Source organism: Desmonostoc vinosum (assembly GCF_059505385.1).
In genome coordinates this window covers 1-17,781 of the sequence record NZ_JCACKM010000077.1, presented here as the reverse complement: position 1 = coordinate 17,781, position 17,781 = coordinate 1, and the positions used below count along the sequence as shown (strand labels likewise).

16 protein-coding genes are annotated in these 17,781 nt (G+C 43.3%); 9 read left to right on the top strand and 7 right to left on the bottom strand.

Annotated features, from left to right (window positions below):
- Positions 1-114: 114 nt before the first annotated feature.
- The gene (carB, locus tag AC5JMF_RS13455; RefSeq protein WP_495796228.1) at positions 115-3,405 is read left to right on the top strand and encodes a carbamoyl-phosphate synthase large subunit; all 3,291 of its coding nucleotides are present in this window, start codon (positions 115-117) and stop codon (positions 3,403-3,405) included.
- 572 nt (positions 3,406-3,977) lie between these two features.
- The gene (locus AC5JMF_RS13450; protein ID WP_495796227.1) at positions 3,978-4,934 is read left to right on the top strand and encodes an RNA polymerase sigma factor, RpoD/SigA family; all 957 of its coding nucleotides are present in this window, start codon (positions 3,978-3,980) and stop codon (positions 4,932-4,934) included.
- 71 nt (positions 4,935-5,005) lie between these two features.
- On the opposite strand, the gene AC5JMF_RS13445 is transcribed toward AC5JMF_RS13450, so the two are convergent.
- A complete protein-coding gene (locus AC5JMF_RS13445) occupies positions 5,006-5,170 on the bottom strand; it encodes a hypothetical protein (protein WP_495796226.1) in 165 nt (54 codons plus the stop codon).
- A 184-nt stretch (positions 5,171-5,354) separates the two neighbouring features.
- Between AC5JMF_RS13445 and AC5JMF_RS13440 the strand changes: the two genes are divergently transcribed.
- Entirely contained in the window at positions 5,355-5,699 is a 345-nt protein-coding gene (locus AC5JMF_RS13440; protein ID WP_495796225.1) for a DUF760 domain-containing protein, read from the top strand.
- A 283-nt stretch (positions 5,700-5,982) separates the two neighbouring features.
- On the opposite strand, the gene AC5JMF_RS13435 is transcribed toward AC5JMF_RS13440, so the two are convergent.
- Complete coding sequence (locus tag AC5JMF_RS13435) at positions 5,983-6,201, bottom strand: hypothetical protein (RefSeq protein WP_495796224.1); 219 nt, start codon at positions 6,199-6,201, stop codon at positions 5,983-5,985.
- Between AC5JMF_RS13435 and mutT the strand changes: the two genes are divergently transcribed.
- The 3 genes from mutT to nblB all read left to right on the top strand — a co-directional run bounded on the left by mutT (position 6,200) and on the right by nblB (position 8,141).
- Complete coding sequence (gene mutT, locus AC5JMF_RS13430) at positions 6,200-6,625, top strand: 8-oxo-dGTP diphosphatase MutT (protein WP_495796223.1); 426 nt, start codon at positions 6,200-6,202, stop codon at positions 6,623-6,625. The two genes, AC5JMF_RS13435 and mutT, sit on opposite strands and share 2 nt — an antisense overlap.
- 286 nt (positions 6,626-6,911) lie before the next feature.
- Complete coding sequence (locus AC5JMF_RS13425) at positions 6,912-7,376, top strand: CBS domain-containing protein (protein ID WP_495796222.1); 465 nt, start codon at positions 6,912-6,914, stop codon at positions 7,374-7,376.
- Positions 7,377-7,475: 99 nt separating this feature from the next.
- Positions 7,476-8,141 carry a phycobilisome degradation protein NblB gene (gene nblB, locus AC5JMF_RS13420; protein WP_495796221.1) on the top strand — a complete coding sequence of 222 codons (666 nt, stop codon included), beginning with the start codon at positions 7,476-7,478 and terminating at the stop codon, positions 8,139-8,141.
- 239 nt (positions 8,142-8,380) lie between these two features.
- On the opposite strand, the gene AC5JMF_RS13415 is transcribed toward nblB, so the two are convergent.
- The 3 genes from AC5JMF_RS13415 to AC5JMF_RS13405 form a co-directional block, all read right to left on the bottom strand.
- Entirely contained in the window at positions 8,381-11,122 is a 2,742-nt protein-coding gene (locus tag AC5JMF_RS13415) for a pentapeptide repeat-containing protein (RefSeq protein WP_495796220.1), read from the bottom strand.
- A 324-nt stretch (positions 11,123-11,446) separates the two neighbouring features.
- Positions 11,447-11,839: a RidA family protein gene (locus AC5JMF_RS13410; protein WP_495796219.1), complete on the bottom strand. Its 393-nt coding sequence runs from the start codon at positions 11,837-11,839 to the stop codon at positions 11,447-11,449.
- A gap of 73 nt (positions 11,840-11,912) precedes the next feature.
- Positions 11,913-12,344, bottom strand: a complete 432-nt coding sequence (locus tag AC5JMF_RS13405) for an NUDIX domain-containing protein (RefSeq protein WP_495796218.1) — start codon at positions 12,342-12,344, stop codon at positions 11,913-11,915.
- Positions 12,345-12,500: 156 nt separating this feature from the next.
- Here AC5JMF_RS13405 and malQ point away from each other — a divergent pair, with 156 nt between their 5' ends.
- Positions 12,501-14,009 carry a 4-alpha-glucanotransferase gene (gene malQ / locus AC5JMF_RS13400; RefSeq protein WP_495796217.1) on the top strand — a complete coding sequence of 503 codons (1,509 nt, stop codon included), beginning with the start codon at positions 12,501-12,503 and terminating at the stop codon, positions 14,007-14,009.
- A 162-nt stretch (positions 14,010-14,171) separates the two neighbouring features.
- Here malQ and AC5JMF_RS13395 read toward each other — a convergent pair whose 3' ends face one another.
- Positions 14,172-14,966 carry a helix-turn-helix domain-containing protein gene (locus tag AC5JMF_RS13395; protein ID WP_495796216.1) on the bottom strand — a complete coding sequence of 265 codons (795 nt, stop codon included), beginning with the start codon at positions 14,964-14,966 and terminating at the stop codon, positions 14,172-14,174.
- Positions 14,938-15,753 carry a pseudouridine synthase gene (locus AC5JMF_RS13390; RefSeq protein WP_495796215.1) on the bottom strand — a complete coding sequence of 272 codons (816 nt, stop codon included), beginning with the start codon at positions 15,751-15,753 and terminating at the stop codon, positions 14,938-14,940. The genes AC5JMF_RS13395 and AC5JMF_RS13390 overlap by 29 nt, the downstream gene beginning before the upstream one ends.
- Before the next feature lie 140 nt (positions 15,754-15,893).
- Between AC5JMF_RS13390 and AC5JMF_RS13385 the strand changes: the two genes are divergently transcribed.
- Both AC5JMF_RS13385 and AC5JMF_RS13380 read left to right on the top strand, forming a co-directional pair.
- Positions 15,894-16,604 (top strand): LmeA family phospholipid-binding protein, encoded by a 711-nt coding sequence (locus AC5JMF_RS13385; protein ID WP_495796214.1) that lies wholly within the window; start codon positions 15,894-15,896, stop codon positions 16,602-16,604.
- 406 nt (positions 16,605-17,010) lie between these two features.
- A complete protein-coding gene (locus tag AC5JMF_RS13380; protein WP_495796213.1) occupies positions 17,011-17,727 on the top strand; it encodes an SDR family NAD(P)-dependent oxidoreductase in 717 nt (238 codons plus the stop codon).
- Positions 17,728-17,781: the final 54 nt, after the last annotated feature.

Sequence of the window (17,781 nt, the reverse complement as noted above, 5' to 3'; positions counted from 1 at the left end):
TCTTCTTATCCCCAATGTCATCAAACCTGTAAAACTTGATAATAAACGTCATCATAGGGGAGAAAGACCTTTAAAATAGTCAGGATTTGTATTCTCGTACCCAAGGCCACGACTATGCCCCGCCGCGACGACCTCCGGAAGATTCTGCTGTTAGGCTCTGGCCCAATTGTGATTGGACAAGCCTGTGAGTTCGACTACTCTGGCACTCAAGCCTGTAAAGCTTTGCGAGAAGAAGGCTATGAGGTGATTTTGGTCAACTCCAACCCTGCGACAATCATGACTGACCCGGAAACGGCCGATCGCACCTACATTGAGCCGCTAACACCGGAATTGGTCGAAAAAGTCATCGCTAAAGAACGCCCCAATGCCTTATTACCAACAATGGGGGGACAAACTGCCCTCAATCTTGCTGTGACTCTGGCGAAAAATGGGGTATTGGAAAGGTACGGTGTTGAGCTGATTGGTGCGAAGCTGCCAGCCATTGAGAAAGCTGAAGACAGAAAACTATTTAATGAGGCTATGGAAAAAATTGGGGTGCAAGTGTGCCCCAGTGGTACAGCCTCATCTTTGGAAGAAGCGAAAGCGATCGCTCGCCAAATTGGTACTTATCCCCTAATTATCCGTCCTGCTTTCACCTTGGGGGGTACTGGTGGTGGTATTGCCTACAATCAAGAAGAATTTGAGGAAATGGCACAAGTAGGTATAGACGCTAGTCCTGTTTCACAAATTCTCATTGACCAGTCTCTGCTTGGTTGGAAGGAATATGAATTAGAAGTAATGCGTGATTTAGCAGATAACGTGGTAATTATCTGTTCAATCGAAAATCTTGACCCTATGGGTATTCACACTGGGGATTCTATTACCGTCGCGCCCGCACAAACCCTTACTGATAAAGAATACCAAAGGCTGCGGGATATGGCAATTAAGATTATCCGCGAGATTGGTGTAGAAACTGGCGGTTCTAATATTCAGTTTGCTGTCAATCCTGTCACCGGCGATGTGGTGGTGATTGAAATGAATCCCCGTGTTTCCCGCAGTTCTGCTTTGTCTTCTAAAGCTACTGGTTTCCCCATTGCTAAAATGGCCGCGAAATTGGCTGTTGGTTACACTTTGGATGAAATTAAAAATGATATCACCAAGAAAACACCGGCATCTTTTGAACCAACAATTGATTACGTAGTTACCAAAATTCCCCGCTTCGCTTTTGAAAAATTCCCTGGTTCTGAGCCGGTGCTGACAACACAGATGAAGTCAGTTGGGGAAGCTATGGCCATGGGACGGACGTTTAATGAATCTTTCCAAAAAGCGCTACGTTCCTTGGAAACAGGACGCGCGGGTTGGGGTTGCGACAAGCCGGAAAAATTACCCAGTGGTGAACAAATTCGCGCCCTTTTACGGACACCCAACCCCGATCGCATTTTCGCTGTCCGTCATGCCATGCAGATCGGCATCAGCAACGAAGAAATCTATGAACTCACTGGTATTGATCCGTGGTTCCTGGATAAAATGCAGCAAATATTAGAAGTTGAAAAATTTCTCAAACGAACACCCTTAAAGCAATTGACAAAAGCTCAATTGTATGAAGTCAAACGCGATGGATTTAGCGATCGCCAAATTGCCTTTGCTACCAAAACTACCGAAGATGAAGTCCGCGCCTACCGCAAACAACTAGGTGTTACCCCCGTTTATAAAACCGTAGATACCTGCGCGGCCGAGTTTGAAGCATTCACCCCCTACTACTACTCTACCTACGAAGAAGAAACAGAGGTCTTGCCCGCAACTAAACCAAAGGTGGTAATTTTAGGTGGTGGCCCCAACCGCATTGGGCAAGGGATTGAGTTTGACTATTGCTGTTGTCACGCCGCCTATGCCCTCAAAGGGGTGGAGTTTGAAACGATTATGGTCAATTCTAACCCTGAGACAGTTTCTACAGACTATGACACAAGCGATCGCCTCTACTTTGAGCCATTAACCAAAGAAGATGTCCTCAACATCATCGAAACTGAAAATCCTGTAGGCATAATTGTCCAATTCGGCGGACAAACACCCCTGAAGTTAGCAATACCATTGCAGCAGTATCTACAGGGACTGGGGACTGGGGAGAGTTGCCAATTCCCAATTCCCAAAATATGGGGTACTTCACCAGATTCTATCGACACAGCAGAAGATAGAGAGCGGTTTGAGAAGATTCTCAAGGATTTAAATATTGCTCAACCACCGAATGGTACTGCTCGCAGTTATGAGGATGCCCTGATTGTCGCCAAACGTATTGGTTATCCAGTGGTGGTACGTCCCAGCTACGTGTTAGGGGGACGGGCGATGGAAATCGTCTACTCCGATACAGAATTAGAACGCTACATGACCTTTGCGGTACAGGTGGAACCGGAACATCCAATTTTAATTGACAAATTTTTAGAAAATGCCATCGAAGTTGATGTAGATGCGATCGCCGATCATACTGGGCGAGTAGTAATTGGTGGTATTATGGAACACATAGAGCAAGCAGGAATTCACTCAGGAGACTCAGCTTGCTCTTTACCTTCGATTTCTCTATCACCAGCAGTTCTTAATCAAATTCGCACCTGGACAGTGCAGCTAGCACAAGCCTTGTCAGTCGTTGGTTTGATGAATATTCAGTTTGCCGTTGTCGGCGCTCAAGGTTATTCTCCCCAAGTTTACATTTTAGAAGCTAACCCCCGCGCCTCGCGCACAGTGCCCTTTGTCTCCAAAGCGACGGGTGTACCACTGGCGAAACTAGCGTCCTTAATTATGTCTGGTCGCACCTTAGAGGAGCTTGGCTTTACCCAAGAAATTATTCCCTCTCATATTGCCGTCAAAGAAGCTGTATTACCGTTTAATAAATTCCCAGGAACTGATACAATATTAGGCCCGGAAATGCGCTCCACTGGCGAGGTCATGGGAATTGACAGCGACTTTGGACGCGCCTTTGCCAAGGCGGAAATGGGTGCTGGGGAGCGTTTACCACTGACAGGAACCGTATTTGTGTCGATGAGCGATCGCGACAAAACTGTTGCGGTGCCTGTAATCAAGGAATTTATTGATTTAGGCTTTACAGTGATGGCTACCTTGGGCACACGCCGAGTTCTTCAAGAACAAGGGCTAAACGTCGATTTAGTACTCAAACTCCATGAAGGTCGTCCCCACGTCCTTGATGCGATCAAAAATCAAAAAATTCAACTGATCATCAACACACCTTCAGGCGAGGAGGCCCAGACTGACGCGAGATTAATCCGTCGCACAGCCTTAGCTTACAAAATTCCCATAATTACCACCATAGCCGGAGCAAGAGCCACCGTTGCCGCTATCCGTTCACTGCAAAATACAACCTTAGATGTCAAAGGCATCCAAGATTACTGTGTGCCTTTTGAGGTACGTCCTTCTTGATTTGCGGGACGAGGGGATGAGGGATGAGGGGGATGAGGGGGATGAGGGGGATGAGGGAGCAGGGGAAGAAATAATTAACACTCATTTCCCAGTCCCCAGTCCCCAGTCCCCAGTCCCCAGTCCCCAGTCCCCAGTCCCCCCTTAGAAGAGAATGACTATAGTTATCATTGAGATATTTTAACAAATATGAGTAGTAAGAAAGTTTTTTTAACTAGATAATAAATTCCAAGACAGATAAAATTGTCGCGTTAACTGGAGGATAAATGAAAATTCCTACTTTTGGATATTCAAATTTTTCTCATAAATGTTACAATTATTAATACACATCCCATAAACAAATGTTTAAGAGGCTACCTATTATCTAACTGTAGATACTTGTGTCAGCACAGAAATAACTGTAACTTTTTAGCAGTTAAGAAGTCCTAATTTGATTATTATGAGCAGCCGAGTTTCTCGAGCGCGTAAATTGCAAACCATGGCATGGATTCCCAGTTTGGCTGGGTAGTACCATCAACAAGCATCTATCCTTTAATGACCCACCGTCAAACCCATCATTACCAAAGAGTAGCGCCATGAAGACCGCTCAGACAGCCACAGACCTCGTGCGGACTTATCTGCGTGAGATTGGCCGTGTACCACTTCTAACCCATGAGGAAGAGATTTTTTATGGCAAACAAGTGCAACGTTCAACAGCTTTGTATGAATCTAGAGAGGATCTTGTTACCCAGTTAGGGCGAGAACCGACTTTAGAGGAGTGGGCAAAAGCGGCAAAGCTAGAGCCAACAGAGTTGAACGAAGTGATAGCAGATGGCGAATTTGCCAAACGCAAGATGGTGGAAGCTAATTTGCGACTAGTTGTGTCCGTTGCTAAAAAGTACATTAAGCGCAACGTCGATTTACTCGACTTGATTCAAGAAGGTAGCATTGGAATGCAACGGGGCGTAGAAAAGTTTGACCCCACCAAAGGCTATAGATTTTCTACATATGCCTATTGGTGGATTCGTCAAGCCATTACCCGTGCGATCGCCGAAAAAGCTCGCACCATCCGGCTACCTATTCACATTACCGAAAAATTAAATAAAATTAAGAAAGCGCAGCGTCAACTATCACAAAAACTAGGACGCGCCCCTACAGCTGCTGAGCTAGCTCAAGAATTAGAATTAACTCCCAAACAGGTGCGAGAATACCTAGAAAAAGCCCGTTTACCTCTATCTTTAGATTTGCGGTTGGGTGATAATTATGACACCGAACTCGGAGAAATGCTGGAAGATCCAGGAGCTTCTCCCGAAGAATTTGTCATGCAATCTTCTCTATCTTATGACTTAGAGCGCTTGATGGGAGATCTAACACCACAACAAAGAGAAGTCATCACCTTACGCTTTGGATTAACTGATGGGCAGGCTTTAACTCTAGCTAGAATTGGCGAAATCCTAAACATTAGCCGGGAAAGAGTACGACAAATTGAGCGTGAAGCCTTAACCAAACTTCGGAAGTCTAAAGCCAGTATGGATGAGTATTTGGCAAGTTAGTTTTTTGTCCTCTCTTACAAAGTTCTGAGCGCCGACGCTCAGACTTTGAACTTTGTCATTAGTTTATATGACTAATAGACTTCTTGCAAAAATACTTGAACCGTCAGAGACTCAAGTCTCTGCCTAATAGCAAAAGTCCGTTGAAACGGACTAAAAATACTGTTATTAGTCGGTTGAAACCGACTTGAGTTATCAGCCAGAAAATAAATTTTCTGGCGAGTATCCGACTTTTGCAAGAGGTCTAATGACTACGGGCGAGAAAACACCCTGTTTTTAGTACGGTTACACCGACTGCTACAAGAGAGTCAATTTGTTACATTAATTGACATGAAGGCTAAATAGGTTAGCTAAATCGAAAGCAGTCATTAGTCTTCAAAACAGAATTACCGCACAAGTAGTGGTAGTAAAGGAGATTATAAAATGAGTAACCAGTCTAACCGAGTCTCAGAATTTTTTAATAGCGAATCCGAAACTGATGATCTTTTGTGGCAGTATGTTAAATCACTGAGTCCAGAGACAGTTACCCAGCTATCTCAACCTGCCTCTGGAGAAGTCTTTCAGGTGATGGAACGAAATATTGTAGGATTGTTGGGAAACCTGCCTTCAGAACAGTTTGGTATTACTGTTACTACCAGTCGTGAAAGTTTGGGTAGGCTTCTTGCTTCCGCTATGATCAGTGGTTATTTCTTGCGTAACGCCGAACAAAGAATGAACTTTGAACTGGCGCTACAAGGGACTGAAGCCAATAACAACGAAGTTGAATAACCATACAATATATTAGATTTGTGGTTTTTAAGTATTGCGATCGCCACAATCACAAATGAGTCTCTGCGATGGTAATCCGCTTTGATTTTTGAAATTACTTGCGTAAGTAGGGAGTTGGGAGTTGGGAGTAGGGAATAGGGAAAAACCTTTTTGATTGGTACTAAATTTTTTTACAGGTTAAATAGGAGTCTTATATATCCTTAAAAAGTCTGTTTTCGTTAACCAAAATTTTTAGTTAAACAGAGACATATTCATGAATAACTAGTACAGATACGTGGACATACTAAGAGCGGTAAACTACATTCATAAACAGTCCAAACTCGGCAAAGCTTAAATTAACTTGCCGAGTTTTGTTATTGGTTATTTCTCCTCCAGTTACTGATCCGGTCACTGAGCGAAGTTGTACCCTACGGGGTAGCAAGCTACGCCTAGCGTCTTTGACAGGAGAAGTCGAAGTGCTGCTCCCTGCTTCCTTATCCCCCACTCCCTTATCATCAACCATGAGTCAAACCAATCCCTCTGTGCCTCATAAAATTATTGGTGTTGCTGTAATTTGGAATGAACAAGAGCAGATATTAATTGATCGCCGTCGTCCTCAAGGGACAATGGGTGGTTTGTGGGAATTTCCTGGGGGAAAGATTGAACCTGGTGAAACAATAGAGGAATGTATTCAAAGAGAAATTTACGAAGAACTGGGAATAGTGATTGAAGTAGGAAAGCATTTAATCACTATTGACCACACGTATACACACTTGCGCGTCACTCTAACGGTACATCACTGTCGTCACGTTACAGGTATTCCCCAACCTCTGGAATGCGATGAAATTCGCTGGGTAAGCTTGGAAGAACTAGAGCAATTTGCCTTTCCGCAAGCGAATAGTCAAATTATCGCGGCTTTGCGAGGGGAGTGGGGAGTGGAGGGATGAGGGGGATGAGGGGGATGAGGGGGATGAGGGGGCAGGGGAAGAAAATAATTACGAATTACGTTAAGCTAAAAAACATCTAAATTACATAATCAAATTAAATAAAACTCTTGTGGGGTGGGCATCTTGCCCGCCCTAATTATGCAAGTTATATGTGGAACAGCTTAGCGTAGCGGTAGCGAGTCCTCGAGCGTCATTACGAATTACGAATTACAAATTCGTCTCAGGTTAAGACTCGCTATTTTCTACAATGATCCCAGGGACTCTGATAAAAGGTGCCAGTAAACAAATGCCTAAAACAGTTGCTGATGTAATGAGCCACGACCCAATTGTCGTGAAGCCGGAAACGCCACTGAAGGAAGCTATTCAAATTCTCGCAGAGCGCCACATCAGTGGCCTACCTGTTGTGGATGATGTCGGTAAGTTGGTGGGCATTATCTCAGAAACTGATTTGATGTGGCAAGAAACAGGCGTAACGCCGCCAGCATACATCATGTTTCTTGATAGCGTGATCTATTTAAAAAATCCTGCTACTTACGATCGCGATTTGCACAAAGCACTAGGACAAACTGTTGGGGAAGCGATGAGCAAAAATCCGATCACCATTTCCCCTGACAAAACTCTCAAGCAAGCAGCTCAAATAATGCACGATCGCAGCGTTCATCGCCTCCCAGTGCTTGACAGCGCGGGTCAAGTAATTGGTATCCTCACTCGTGGTGATGTGATTCGGGCAATGGCAGCAAGTCAAGAGTAGTTATTTGTCATTTGTTAGTGGTTAGTGGTTCAGTGATTTATGACTTTTGGCTGCTGACTATTTGCTTTTTTTATACATTTGAAAATCAAGGATAACTAAATGAGTGTTACACCTGAGTCTGTGAAAGAGTTACTCAGTTCCGAGAATTTGGGCGATCGCTTGCGTGGAGTAAATCAAATCCGTGAGTTGGAACCGGTGATCGGTTTTGAGTTAATTCAAAGTGCGATTGGCGATAGTAATTCTCGTGTGCGATACTCAGCTGTTAGTCAATTTGATACACTCGGCAATCAGAATTTAGATTTATCTTTGGAGTTATTGCGCGATCGCTTGCTGAATGATTCGGAAGCGGATGTGCAAGCAGCAGCAGCAGATTGTTTAGGCGCACTGAAGTTACATGCGGCTTTTGATGATTTGCAACGGGTTTATCAAACAACCAATGAGTGGTTAATTCAATTCAGCATCATCGCTACGTTGGGAGAGTTAGGCGATCCGCGAGGGATTGATTTACTCAAAGAGGCACTCACATCAGAAAATGAATTGGTGCAAACTGCCGCGATTAGTTCCCTTGGGGAGTTGGGAGATATCCAAGCTGTGCCTCTGTTAGTGCCCTATGCAACTAATCCAGATTGGCAAATTCGTTATCGAGTTGTGCAAGCGTTAACTCATTTGGGTGGTGCAGAGGCTAAATCTATATTAGAGACAATGGCGAACGATGAAGTGGAAGCGATCGCCTCTGAGGCTCAAAAAGCTTTGCGATCGGTTTAGGTGATTTCTAATTAAAAAAATACCTATGATGACGAGTTTCGACTACTTCGACTTCGCCTTTCGGCTCCGCTCAAGACAAGCTCAGTACAAGTCCACTCAACTCTCGACTACTCATACCATTTCAGTTTAATGACGAGTTTCGACTTCGCTCAACTCTCGACCATTCAGTTGGTTGAGCGAAGTCGAAACCAACGGCTTTGGTAAATTCTTTTCTAGAAATCACCTGTTAGATTTTTGCTCTAAAAATTTGCCTGTACAAGCTTTGGCCATTCAAGAATCGCCCCTTTAAGAATCGCCCCTTCAAGACTCGCCCCTACAAGATTCGCCCCTTCAAGATTCGCCCCTTCAAGATTCGCCCCTTCAAGATTCGCCCCTTCAAGATTTGCCCCTCTAAGACTCGCCCCTTCAAGAATCGCCCCTTCAAGAATCGCCCTTACAAGATTCGCCCTCTCAAGATTCGCCCCTTGAAGATTCGCCCTCTCAAGATTCGCCCCTTCAAGATTCGCCCTCTCAAGATTCGCCCCTACAAGATTCGCCCTCTCAAGATTCGCCCCTTCAAGATTCGCCCCTACAAGATTCGCCCCTTCAAAATTCGTCTGATCAATGTCTGCCCAGCCCAGATTTGCATTTTCAAGATTCGCTCCTTCAAAATTCGCTTTGTAAAAATCCTTGTTTATTAAAATGCAGTTTTGCAAATCTATAAAGCTTAAGCAATTTAAACATAAAACTTTTTCTTGGTAATCCAATCTTTGCCCATGCAATCTAGAAATCCAAACACCAAAAGCATCAAGTGTAGGCCATTTAATCTTTGAAACTTCCTTTGTCAACCTAGCGCAGGCATTTAAAACCACTAACAATGCTTCTTCTGCATTTCGTGCTTGTCTGTTTTCTTCTTTAAAATTAGGTCTGGGTATTAAACATTCCATCGGCATTCCATTACGCAGCATAAAACCAATTAAATGACATAGCGTATCTTGCCATTCTTTAACCTTGGCTGAATCCTGTAAGCCGATTTCATCCACAATGAAATTAAATAAATACCCATCCATAGCAGTTGACCCACAAAGCATTGCCCAACGCTTCAGAGCATCTTCCTCTTTCCATTCTCCATATCGGTTTTCTTTTTTCATTTCATGAATACGTTCTAATTCCGACACAATGCGTCTTGCTGTTAGATACTCACCAAAACTTTTGTGTGTGAATTCAAAGGTTTTATCACCTTCTTGATAATCACTCTGCCGAAAGTAAAACGCTGTTAAAAGCCTGACTACACCTTTCTCTGCTGCATCTTTATATTCTTGAAAAATTTGTCTTAATGATCCATTACTAGCAATTTTATTTTCAATATCTTTAACTTTTGTTGTTCTACCATTCCCATGCCAGCAAGCTAGAGCAATTTCTTCGAGAATCCGAGCAAATTTGTTGAGACTATCAATTTCAAATTCTCCAAGTGTTGGATGTTGTTGATTATCTGCCCAACCTCGCTTATAAACTCCTTCGAGCAATTTCTTGTAGATGGAATTTAAGTTACTATCTTTGATATCAAATTTACCATCCACAAAAACCAATGCAAGCAAGTAGTTCAGCAAAGGTTGAGATGTAATCTCCGTCAAATTATCTCCTGATAACTCTGTTGGCAACTTTTTGTAATCGTAACCTTTAGCATCTCCATATAATTGCCACCAATCCTGTCGCTGATCTAGCTCTAATACGCCATGCTCATCTTTGTATTTTTCTCTATCGTTATCAGCCACAAAATAAGACAAAACATGCAATATTTGAGGTGACTTGCGAAACATAGCTTTGTTTGCTTGCACTGTTAATTCACGACCACTAAATAACACTTTTAAAAGTGGTTTTTGCTGGTTGAATAACAGAACTCTTCTTTGAACTTCATCAATAAATTGTTGAGCAACTTCTGCGGCGGCGTTACCTTGCATGACTAGCTCGTCTAAGCCGTCAAAAATAATCAAAAGTTGTGATTCGTCATGATTATCTTTTTGTAAAGGATTGGGAGGTAAATTACAGCCTCGGAAATCTCTGATAAAGTCGCTAACTGCTTCAACTAAATCTTTGCGAGGGTTGAATAAGTGCAGAGGAATAAATAAAACTTGATTGCCATATTCTGCTTGTTTAGCAGCAAAAATTTTAGTAAATGAAGATTTGCCGCTGCCTGGGCCACCACTAATTACACGAATTGCCTCTTTAGGCTCATCTAACCAAGTTTGCAATTCTTTTTCTAAGTCAACAACAATTAACTGCTGTTGGTCATCTTGCTCTTTAACATAATACGCACGTAAGGGTATATAAACTTGCTTGAGGCTAAAGTTTTCAATCGAAAATAGTGGTTTATCTACCTCTTGTTGCAACCAGGCAAAATAATTTAACCATGCTTGTTCCCGTTCATATGCCTTATCTACGGGAGTATTTTTTGGTTGTAAATCTTCATATTGTTGAGGATTCTTTGCCCATTGATCACGCAAGGCAAAAATAAAATAGGCAGGTAGGCGATTACTAATACTTTTGGCATCATATCGATTGACGCCAAAAGCTTTTAGCCATTCAGCAAAAGTAGTTTTGACATCTTCTACTATCGGTAAAACTCTGGGCTGTCTTAAAAAGTCTTGGTCGATTACTAGTTCTTGATTGTCTAAGTTTTGACTGAGGAGATTTGATAATTGCTCTAGTTCATCATCATTTGGTTCTCTGAGTAGTAATTTTTCTTTCTCGTTGATTAAGTTAAGCATTGCTTGTGTTAAAGAACCATAAATCAACAACCAAGCAATTTCTTCGGATGTTTTTCTTATGCCAAGTTTTAGCAAGGCTTCCAATAAGTTCTCTGCTACGCCTTTCTGGTCTCTGAAAGCAAGATTGATGGCTGCTTTTCCTAAAAGTGTGGCAAATTCTCTAAAATCAACCTCTTTAGGCTTTTTCCAAAATCTACCGGGCTTGCTGGCAGAAATTCCAGATGTGCTATTCATGGCTATTGATATTGGTATAAACACTAAGTCAATTTATTAAATAATTCGTAATTCGTAATGACGCTCGTACCTCGCTACCGCTACGCTAACGTAATTAAGTTTTGTAATGGGGATTTAGCGCAAAGTCACTCTTTGGGTTTCCTCCTCACTGACGGCAGTTGTTCATGGGGGAAACCACGCCACTTGCGCGGCTGCCGGGAAACCCGAAGGGCGCAGTGGCTCCCCAAGATCACACTGCCTCAACTTTGTAAGACAACCTCAACACCAAACTTGCCGGTTATAGAACCGGGGGACTTAAACTCACGGAACTTGTTAATCGCGTTTTTACCAAATCACTGCGATACAATCAATCTCCACCAATACATCTTTTGGTAGACGGGAAACTTGTACACAAGCACGTGCTGGGGCTGATTCTTCGGGAAAATATTTGGCATAAACTGCATTCATCGCGCCAAAATCATTCATGTCAGCGAGAAACACAGTTGTCTTGACCACATTTTCCCAATTGGCACTTGCTGCTGTCAGGATAGCTTTAAGATTAGCCATCACTTGCTCAGTTTGCTTAGCCACATCATTAGTATCCAGCACACTACCACTCTGGGGATCAATCGCAATTTGTCCAGCGACAAACACTAATTCACCAGTAGCGGCGATCGCTTGATTATAAGGCCCCACTGGGGCAGGTGCTTTATCTGTACGAATAACTTTTCGAGTCATATTTGGTTTGGGGAGTAGGGAGTGGGGAGTAGGGAGTGGGGAGTGAGTATTTGTTATTTCTCCCCCTGCTTCCTCATCCCAACCTTGGACGTATACCATAGTGCCGATATTGCCAATAATCTCGCAAAATGCGATCGTGGTCAAAACATAAATTACTCGGTACGCGCCAAGGCTCAAAAATTCCTACATCTTTGGCATCGTCTCCCGCTTTTGGCTCTCCCGTGGCTGTTGCCAAAAACACGATGCTAATTGTATGCTGACGGGGATCGCGCTTGGGATCAGAATATACCAGTAGTTGCTCAACTAAATCTATTTGTAAACCCGTCTCTTCTTCAGCTTCCCGTAGTGCTGCTATTTCTACAGGTTCACCATAATCCACAAAACCACCAGGAATAGCCCAACCTAAGGGTGGATTATGTCTTTCAATTAACACTATTGGCCGATGAGGTCGGTCTACTAGTTCAATAATGATATCTACTGTCGGTGCAGGATTGCGGTAAGTCATTAGTTATTTAGTTATTGGTCATTGATCATTAACAAAGGACAAACAACAAACGAGTTTACTTTGATTTACTCTCAAAATCCTGTTCCATGATAGATTCGATGCGATCGCCTAGCGCATCAAAAAGACCGTTACTTCCTCTTATAATTCAGGTTAAATATGCCTTTTCCTAGATCTAGCGGCATTTTGTTGCATCCAACCTCTTTTCCCAGTCGATTTGGTATTGGGGATTTAGGCTTAGAAGCCTATCGCTTTATTGATTTTCTCAAAGAGAGTTATCAACAATATTGGCAAGTTTTACCCTTGGGGCCGACAGGATACGGCAATTCGCCTTATATGTCCTACTCGGCAATGGCAGGAAATCCCTTATTAATTAGCCCAGAAAAGCTGCTAGATGAAGGTTTGCTAGTTGAAGAAGACTTTGCTCACCTACCAGCATTTCCACAGGAAAAAGTAGATTTCGAGCAGGTGGTATCAATTAAGATTGGTTTATTAAAAAAAGCCTGCGAGAATTTCAAAGTCAATGCTACGCCATTACAGCAAAAAGAGTTTGCAGGTTTTTGTGATAGCAAAGCCTATTGGTTAGACAATTATGCTTTGTTCATGGCGCTAAAAGATGCTAATGAGGGCGCAAGCTGGCATACATGGGAACCAGAACTTGTCAAGCGAGAACCGGAAGCTTTAGATAGAGTACAGCGGCGGTTGAATGGTGAAGTTTTTTATTACAAGTTCGTCCAATTTGAGTTTTTTCGGCAGTGGTCAAACCTCAAAAGCTACGCCAACATGCGCGGTATAGATATTATCGGCGATATCCCTATCTATGTAGCTCATGATAGTGCTGATGTGTGGGCACATCCCAATATCTTTTGCTTAGATGAAGAAACTGGCGAAGTCGCGCAAATGGCAGGAGTTCCACCAGATTATTTTAGTGCCACTGGTCAATTGTGGGGCAACCCAGTTTATGAGTGGGAGGAATTACAAAAACAAGACTTTAAATGGTGGGTGCAGCGTTTTGAGGCCATGCTGGATTATGTAGATATTATTCGCATTGACCACTTTCGCGGCTTTGATGCTTTTTGGTCTGTGCCTCAAGGGGAAGAAACTGCTATTAATGGCGAATGGGTTGAAGCACCAGGGGAAGCTTTTTTTGATGTGATTAAGCAGAAGTTGGGTAAGTTACCCGTCATGGCGGAAGATTTGGGGGTAATTACACCAGGGGTGGAAGCACTGCGAGATAAGTATGAATTCCCAGGGATGAAAATTTTACAGTTCGCTTTTGGTTCTGATCCCGGCAATCCATTTTTACCATTCAATTTCACGCGTAACGCAGTCGTTTATACCGGGACTCACGATAACGACACAACCATCGGCTGGTTCAACACTGCTAGTGACTATGAAAAGCAAAATCTATTGCTTTACTTAGGTTGTATCAGCCCCGAAGGTATCCATTGGGATTTAATTCGACTGGCTTTAAGTTCCATAGCCAACCAAGCAATTATTCCCTTGCAAGATATTTTAGGATTGGGAAACGAAGCGCGGATGAACTTTCCCAGCGTTCCTGAAGGTAACTGGGAGTGGCGTTATCAAACCGCAGCCTTAACTCAGGAATTAGGCGATCGCTTAAAAAATCTTACCAGACTCTGTGGACGTTCCCCGCAAACGACTTGAGGAATGGGGGAAGAGGGACACGGAGACAGAGGGACGCGGGGACGCGGGGAAATTTTAAAGTACAGGGAGATAACACGACAATAAGATACAAAGAATTCTTTCTCCCCCTCACCGCGTCCCTGCGTCCCCGCGTCTCCCCCTCACCGCGTCCCCTCATCCCCCTCACTGCCTAGACTGGGCAGCAATCTTAATTTCTTCCACTTTTCCCAGTTCTCCCATTTTCTTGGGTTCTTGCTGATTGACGCTCATTAAAACACCACCGGCATTATTGGTTTTGACTGTGAGTTGCTCTTGAGCTTTCCAAGTCCGATGAGTTCCTTGTGGGAGTGTACCCTCAAACTCGGTTTTGCCGTCAGCAACTACGCGAATCCAAGATGATGCTTTTAGGGTGACACCAATTTGTACTGCTTGGTCGGCCTTGATGCTGCTGACGGGTTTAACTTTTGGCGACTGCTTGAGTTGTGTCGCTGATTTGGCATCAGACTCTGTGAGTGGTTTAGGAATTTGGTTATTATTTGCTTGCAGTCCAGCATTATTCAATAAGTGAGATAAACCGCTTATAGAGCATATAATCACTAAAATGTAAAGCCAATAAAGATGAAAAGGACGTAATTGAGCAATACTGATAGATTTCCAACCAGATTGGAGGCTTGCTTTGGGAGAATTGAGCGGAAAATTACTAGCAAATTCTGCTCCATTCAAACCCAGCGCGTCAGCAAATTGTCTGATTAAACCATGAATATATACTGGTTCTGGTAGGTCGTTTAAATTACCTGCTTCGATCGCCTGCAATAATCGTTTGGGGATCTTGGTCAACATGACCATTTCTTCTAAAGAAAAACCCCGCTCTTGACGCAATGCCCTAAGCTGAGCGCCCATTTCGGTCAATTTTTCGGCTCTTTGCTGTTCTAATGACGGCACCACCTGATTATTCTTTTGCTTCTTTAGCCATTTCATGCCTTTCCACACTCCTTAACTCAGCTGAATCTTTAATAGGTTGCTTGAGATGCTCTTGCAAAAAACGAATCTCATGATCTTTGAGAGAACGATATTTACCCACATCTAAAAAGGGTTCTTTTGAGGTTTGTAATTGGATTGAACCTATAGCAGTCCGATGCAGCTTAATTACGGGATATCCCAACTGTTGGGCTACACGGCGAATCTGGCGATTTCTTCCCTCTTGCAAAACAATTTCTAAACTGCTTTGCTCAGCAAACCGTTCTATCAGATGCACCCTGGCTTGTCGTGTTTTTCTACCCTCTAAAACCACGCCTTGACGCCACATCCAAAGCACTGCTTCTGGAGGATGTCCCTTGACCAACACACGATAAGTTTTAGAAATACTATGGCGTGGATGAGTGAGCTTAAATGTCAAGTTTCCATCATTCGTAAGTATAATTGCTCCTGTAGAGTCTACATCTAGACGCCCAACTGGGTGAATACCTAAACCCTTTCGCAATTCTTTTGGTAATAAATCTAGGACAGTTGGCCTGCCCTGGGGGTCGTAGCAAGTTGAAACTACTCCCGTTGGTTTATGTAGCAACAAATATACTAAAGCTGGACGCTGCCTGCTAGACACAGGCTTACCATCAATAGCGATCGCATCTTTTTGGGGATCAACTTTTTGACCCAAATGTGCCAATACTCCATTAATCTGCACACGCGACTGCCTAATCATCTCTTCGGCTTCTCGGCGTGAAGTGATACCCCATTGGGCGAGAATTTTTTGTAACCGTGCCTCCATGTGGAAATTGCTGATTTTTTGTTAACAGTTAAATGATATTTGATATTTGCATTTTGTAGTAAGTAAGCAGAAATGTTAAATTTAAGGCTTATTTAAGTTTTGTCTGTTGTCAAGTAGATACTCAAAGACAGAGTTGTGAAATGCCAGAGCAAAATTTTTCCACAAAAGCAAACAAGATACGTATAATTACGCAGGTATTGACAACAGCTCTAAAACTTTGGTTGAGATCGCAAGTCAGCCAGGTATCCCAACTGGAAGTGGAAATTCAAGCTAGCGATCGCCAAATTCTTTCTGGACGCATCCCCGCAGTCTCGATTTTTGCTACTCATGCAGTTTATCAAGGTCTCCATATTACCCAAATTCAAATAGCGGCAGAAAATATTCAGATAAATGTCGGCTCAGTACTTAAAGGTCAACCTCTACGACTGTTGGAAACAGTACCAGTGGTTGGGGAGTTGCTCGTAGACGAGAAAGATTTGAATTATTCTCTCTCATCTGACCTATTATCCAATGCTTTTAAGGATGTACTGGTTCAACTCTTACCAGAAAACTTTGCAAAATTCCAGCCAATCAATTGGCAAAAAATTCTCCTTGAAAATAACCAAATTATACTGTGCGGCATCCGAGTCGCTAATGGTGAAACAACACCCCTGGAGATTAGTATGGCTTTACAGTTGCTCAGTGGTCATGAATTACAACTGACCAAAATTCAAATCAAACACAATCAAGAAACGCTCACAGAAGAAAACTATGCGTACAACATAGATCTTGGTTCAGATGTTGATATTCAAGAACTAACCCTGCTCCCAGGCAAACTAAAATGTCGTGGACGAATCAACGTCAATCCTTAAATGATCAAAAATGAAAAGATTTAGTCCCCTACTTTAAATGATATAGCGATTCTCACGTGAGAGGATGCACTTCGGCTACGCTCAGTGACCGGGGGATGAGGGGGCCTCTTATGGGTAGGTTTTTTAGATTTCGCGTTTTGGTTGACGCGCTTACGCGGGGACACGGTGAGACAGCGCTACAGGAGGGTTTCCCTCCGCAGGCGACTGCGTTAGCGAGCTTGCGAGCGTCACCCGAAGGGTGACGCGGAGAAAGATTTCGGAACGAAAAAATAGGTTTTTCAGACTGAATATGAAAAACCTACCCTTGAAAGGATGAGGGGCAGGGTAAGCAGAGGGAGAAATAGCAAACACCAATCCCCAGTCCCCAATCCCCATTACAAATGTAGCTTTGTAGGAGCAAGATGATATGAGTCAAGCAAAGGTTGCGGTGGTTGTTGGTGTTGGGCCGGGATTAGGAAGTGCGATCGCTCATCGGTTTGCTCATGAAGGCTTTGCTGTCGCACTGTTGGCCAGAAGTGCTGATCAACTTACTCAAATTCAAAATCAAATTGCTGCTACTGGCGGTAAAGCTATAGCAGTGACAGCAGATGTCACCGATGAGGGATCGATGAAAACTGCCTTTGCAGAGGTGTTTTCTCAATTAGATGCACCTGAAGTTTTGGTGTATAATGCCGGAGCTTTTCAATTTGCTGGCATTCTAGAACTCACACCGGAACAATTTGAAAGCTGCTGGAAAGTCAATTGTTTTGGAGCTTTTTTAGCAGCGCAGCAGGTTCTACCAAAAATGATTGAGCAGGGTCGAGGTACTATTCTGTTCACGGGTGCGACTGCTGCATTGAGAGGTTCTGCTCGTTTTGCGGGTTTGGCAGTGGGTAAATTTGGGTTGAGAGCATTGGCGCAATCTCTCGCACGAGAGTTTGGTTCCCAAGGAATTCACGTTGCTCATATTGTGATTGATGGCATCATTGATACTCCCAAAGTAAAAGCAAGGGGTATTGAGAAAGAAACTTATACCTTGCTTTCACCAGAAGCGATCGCTCAAACTTATTGGTATCTCTATCAACAAGATCCTACCGCTTGGACGCTAGAACTTGATTTAAGACCTGCTGTTGAGAAGTTTTAGGGATTGGGGATTGGGGATTGGGGATTGGGGATTGGGGATTGGGGATTGGGGATT

Excerpts from the sequence above, each read along its gene's own strand:
- nblB (WP_495796221.1), top strand. The coding sequence starts at position 7,476 with ATGAGTGTTACACCTGAGTCTGTGAAAGAGTTACTCAGTTCCGAGAAT.
- AC5JMF_RS13390 (WP_495796215.1), bottom strand. The coding sequence starts at position 15,753 with ATGGAGGCACGGTTACAAAAAATTCTCGCCCAATGGGGTATCACTTCA.
- AC5JMF_RS13450 (WP_495796227.1), top strand. The coding sequence starts at position 3,978 with ATGAAGACCGCTCAGACAGCCACAGACCTCGTGCGGACTTATCTGCGT.
- AC5JMF_RS13395 (WP_495796216.1), bottom strand. The coding sequence starts at position 14,966 with ATGAAATGGCTAAAGAAGCAAAAGAATAATCAGGTGGTGCCGTCATTA.
- AC5JMF_RS13405 (WP_495796218.1), bottom strand. The coding sequence starts at position 12,344 with ATGACTTACCGCAATCCTGCACCGACAGTAGATATCATTATTGAACTA.
- AC5JMF_RS13415 (WP_495796220.1), bottom strand. The coding sequence starts at position 11,122 with ATGAATAGCACATCTGGAATTTCTGCCAGCAAGCCCGGTAGATTTTGG.
- AC5JMF_RS13435 (WP_495796224.1), bottom strand. The coding sequence starts at position 6,201 with ATGGTTGATGATAAGGGAGTGGGGGATAAGGAAGCAGGGAGCAGCACT.
- AC5JMF_RS13380 (WP_495796213.1), top strand. The coding sequence starts at position 17,011 with ATGAGTCAAGCAAAGGTTGCGGTGGTTGTTGGTGTTGGGCCGGGATTA.
- mutT (WP_495796223.1), top strand. The coding sequence starts at position 6,200 with ATGAGTCAAACCAATCCCTCTGTGCCTCATAAAATTATTGGTGTTGCT.
- AC5JMF_RS13425 (WP_495796222.1), top strand. The coding sequence starts at position 6,912 with ATGCCTAAAACAGTTGCTGATGTAATGAGCCACGACCCAATTGTCGTG.
- AC5JMF_RS13385 (WP_495796214.1), top strand. The coding sequence starts at position 15,894 with ATGCCAGAGCAAAATTTTTCCACAAAAGCAAACAAGATACGTATAATT.
- AC5JMF_RS13410 (WP_495796219.1), bottom strand. The coding sequence starts at position 11,839 with ATGACTCGAAAAGTTATTCGTACAGATAAAGCACCTGCCCCAGTGGGG.
- malQ (WP_495796217.1), top strand. The coding sequence starts at position 12,501 with ATGCCTTTTCCTAGATCTAGCGGCATTTTGTTGCATCCAACCTCTTTT.
- carB (WP_495796228.1), top strand. The coding sequence starts at position 115 with ATGCCCCGCCGCGACGACCTCCGGAAGATTCTGCTGTTAGGCTCTGGC.
- AC5JMF_RS13440 (WP_495796225.1), top strand. The coding sequence starts at position 5,355 with ATGAGTAACCAGTCTAACCGAGTCTCAGAATTTTTTAATAGCGAATCC.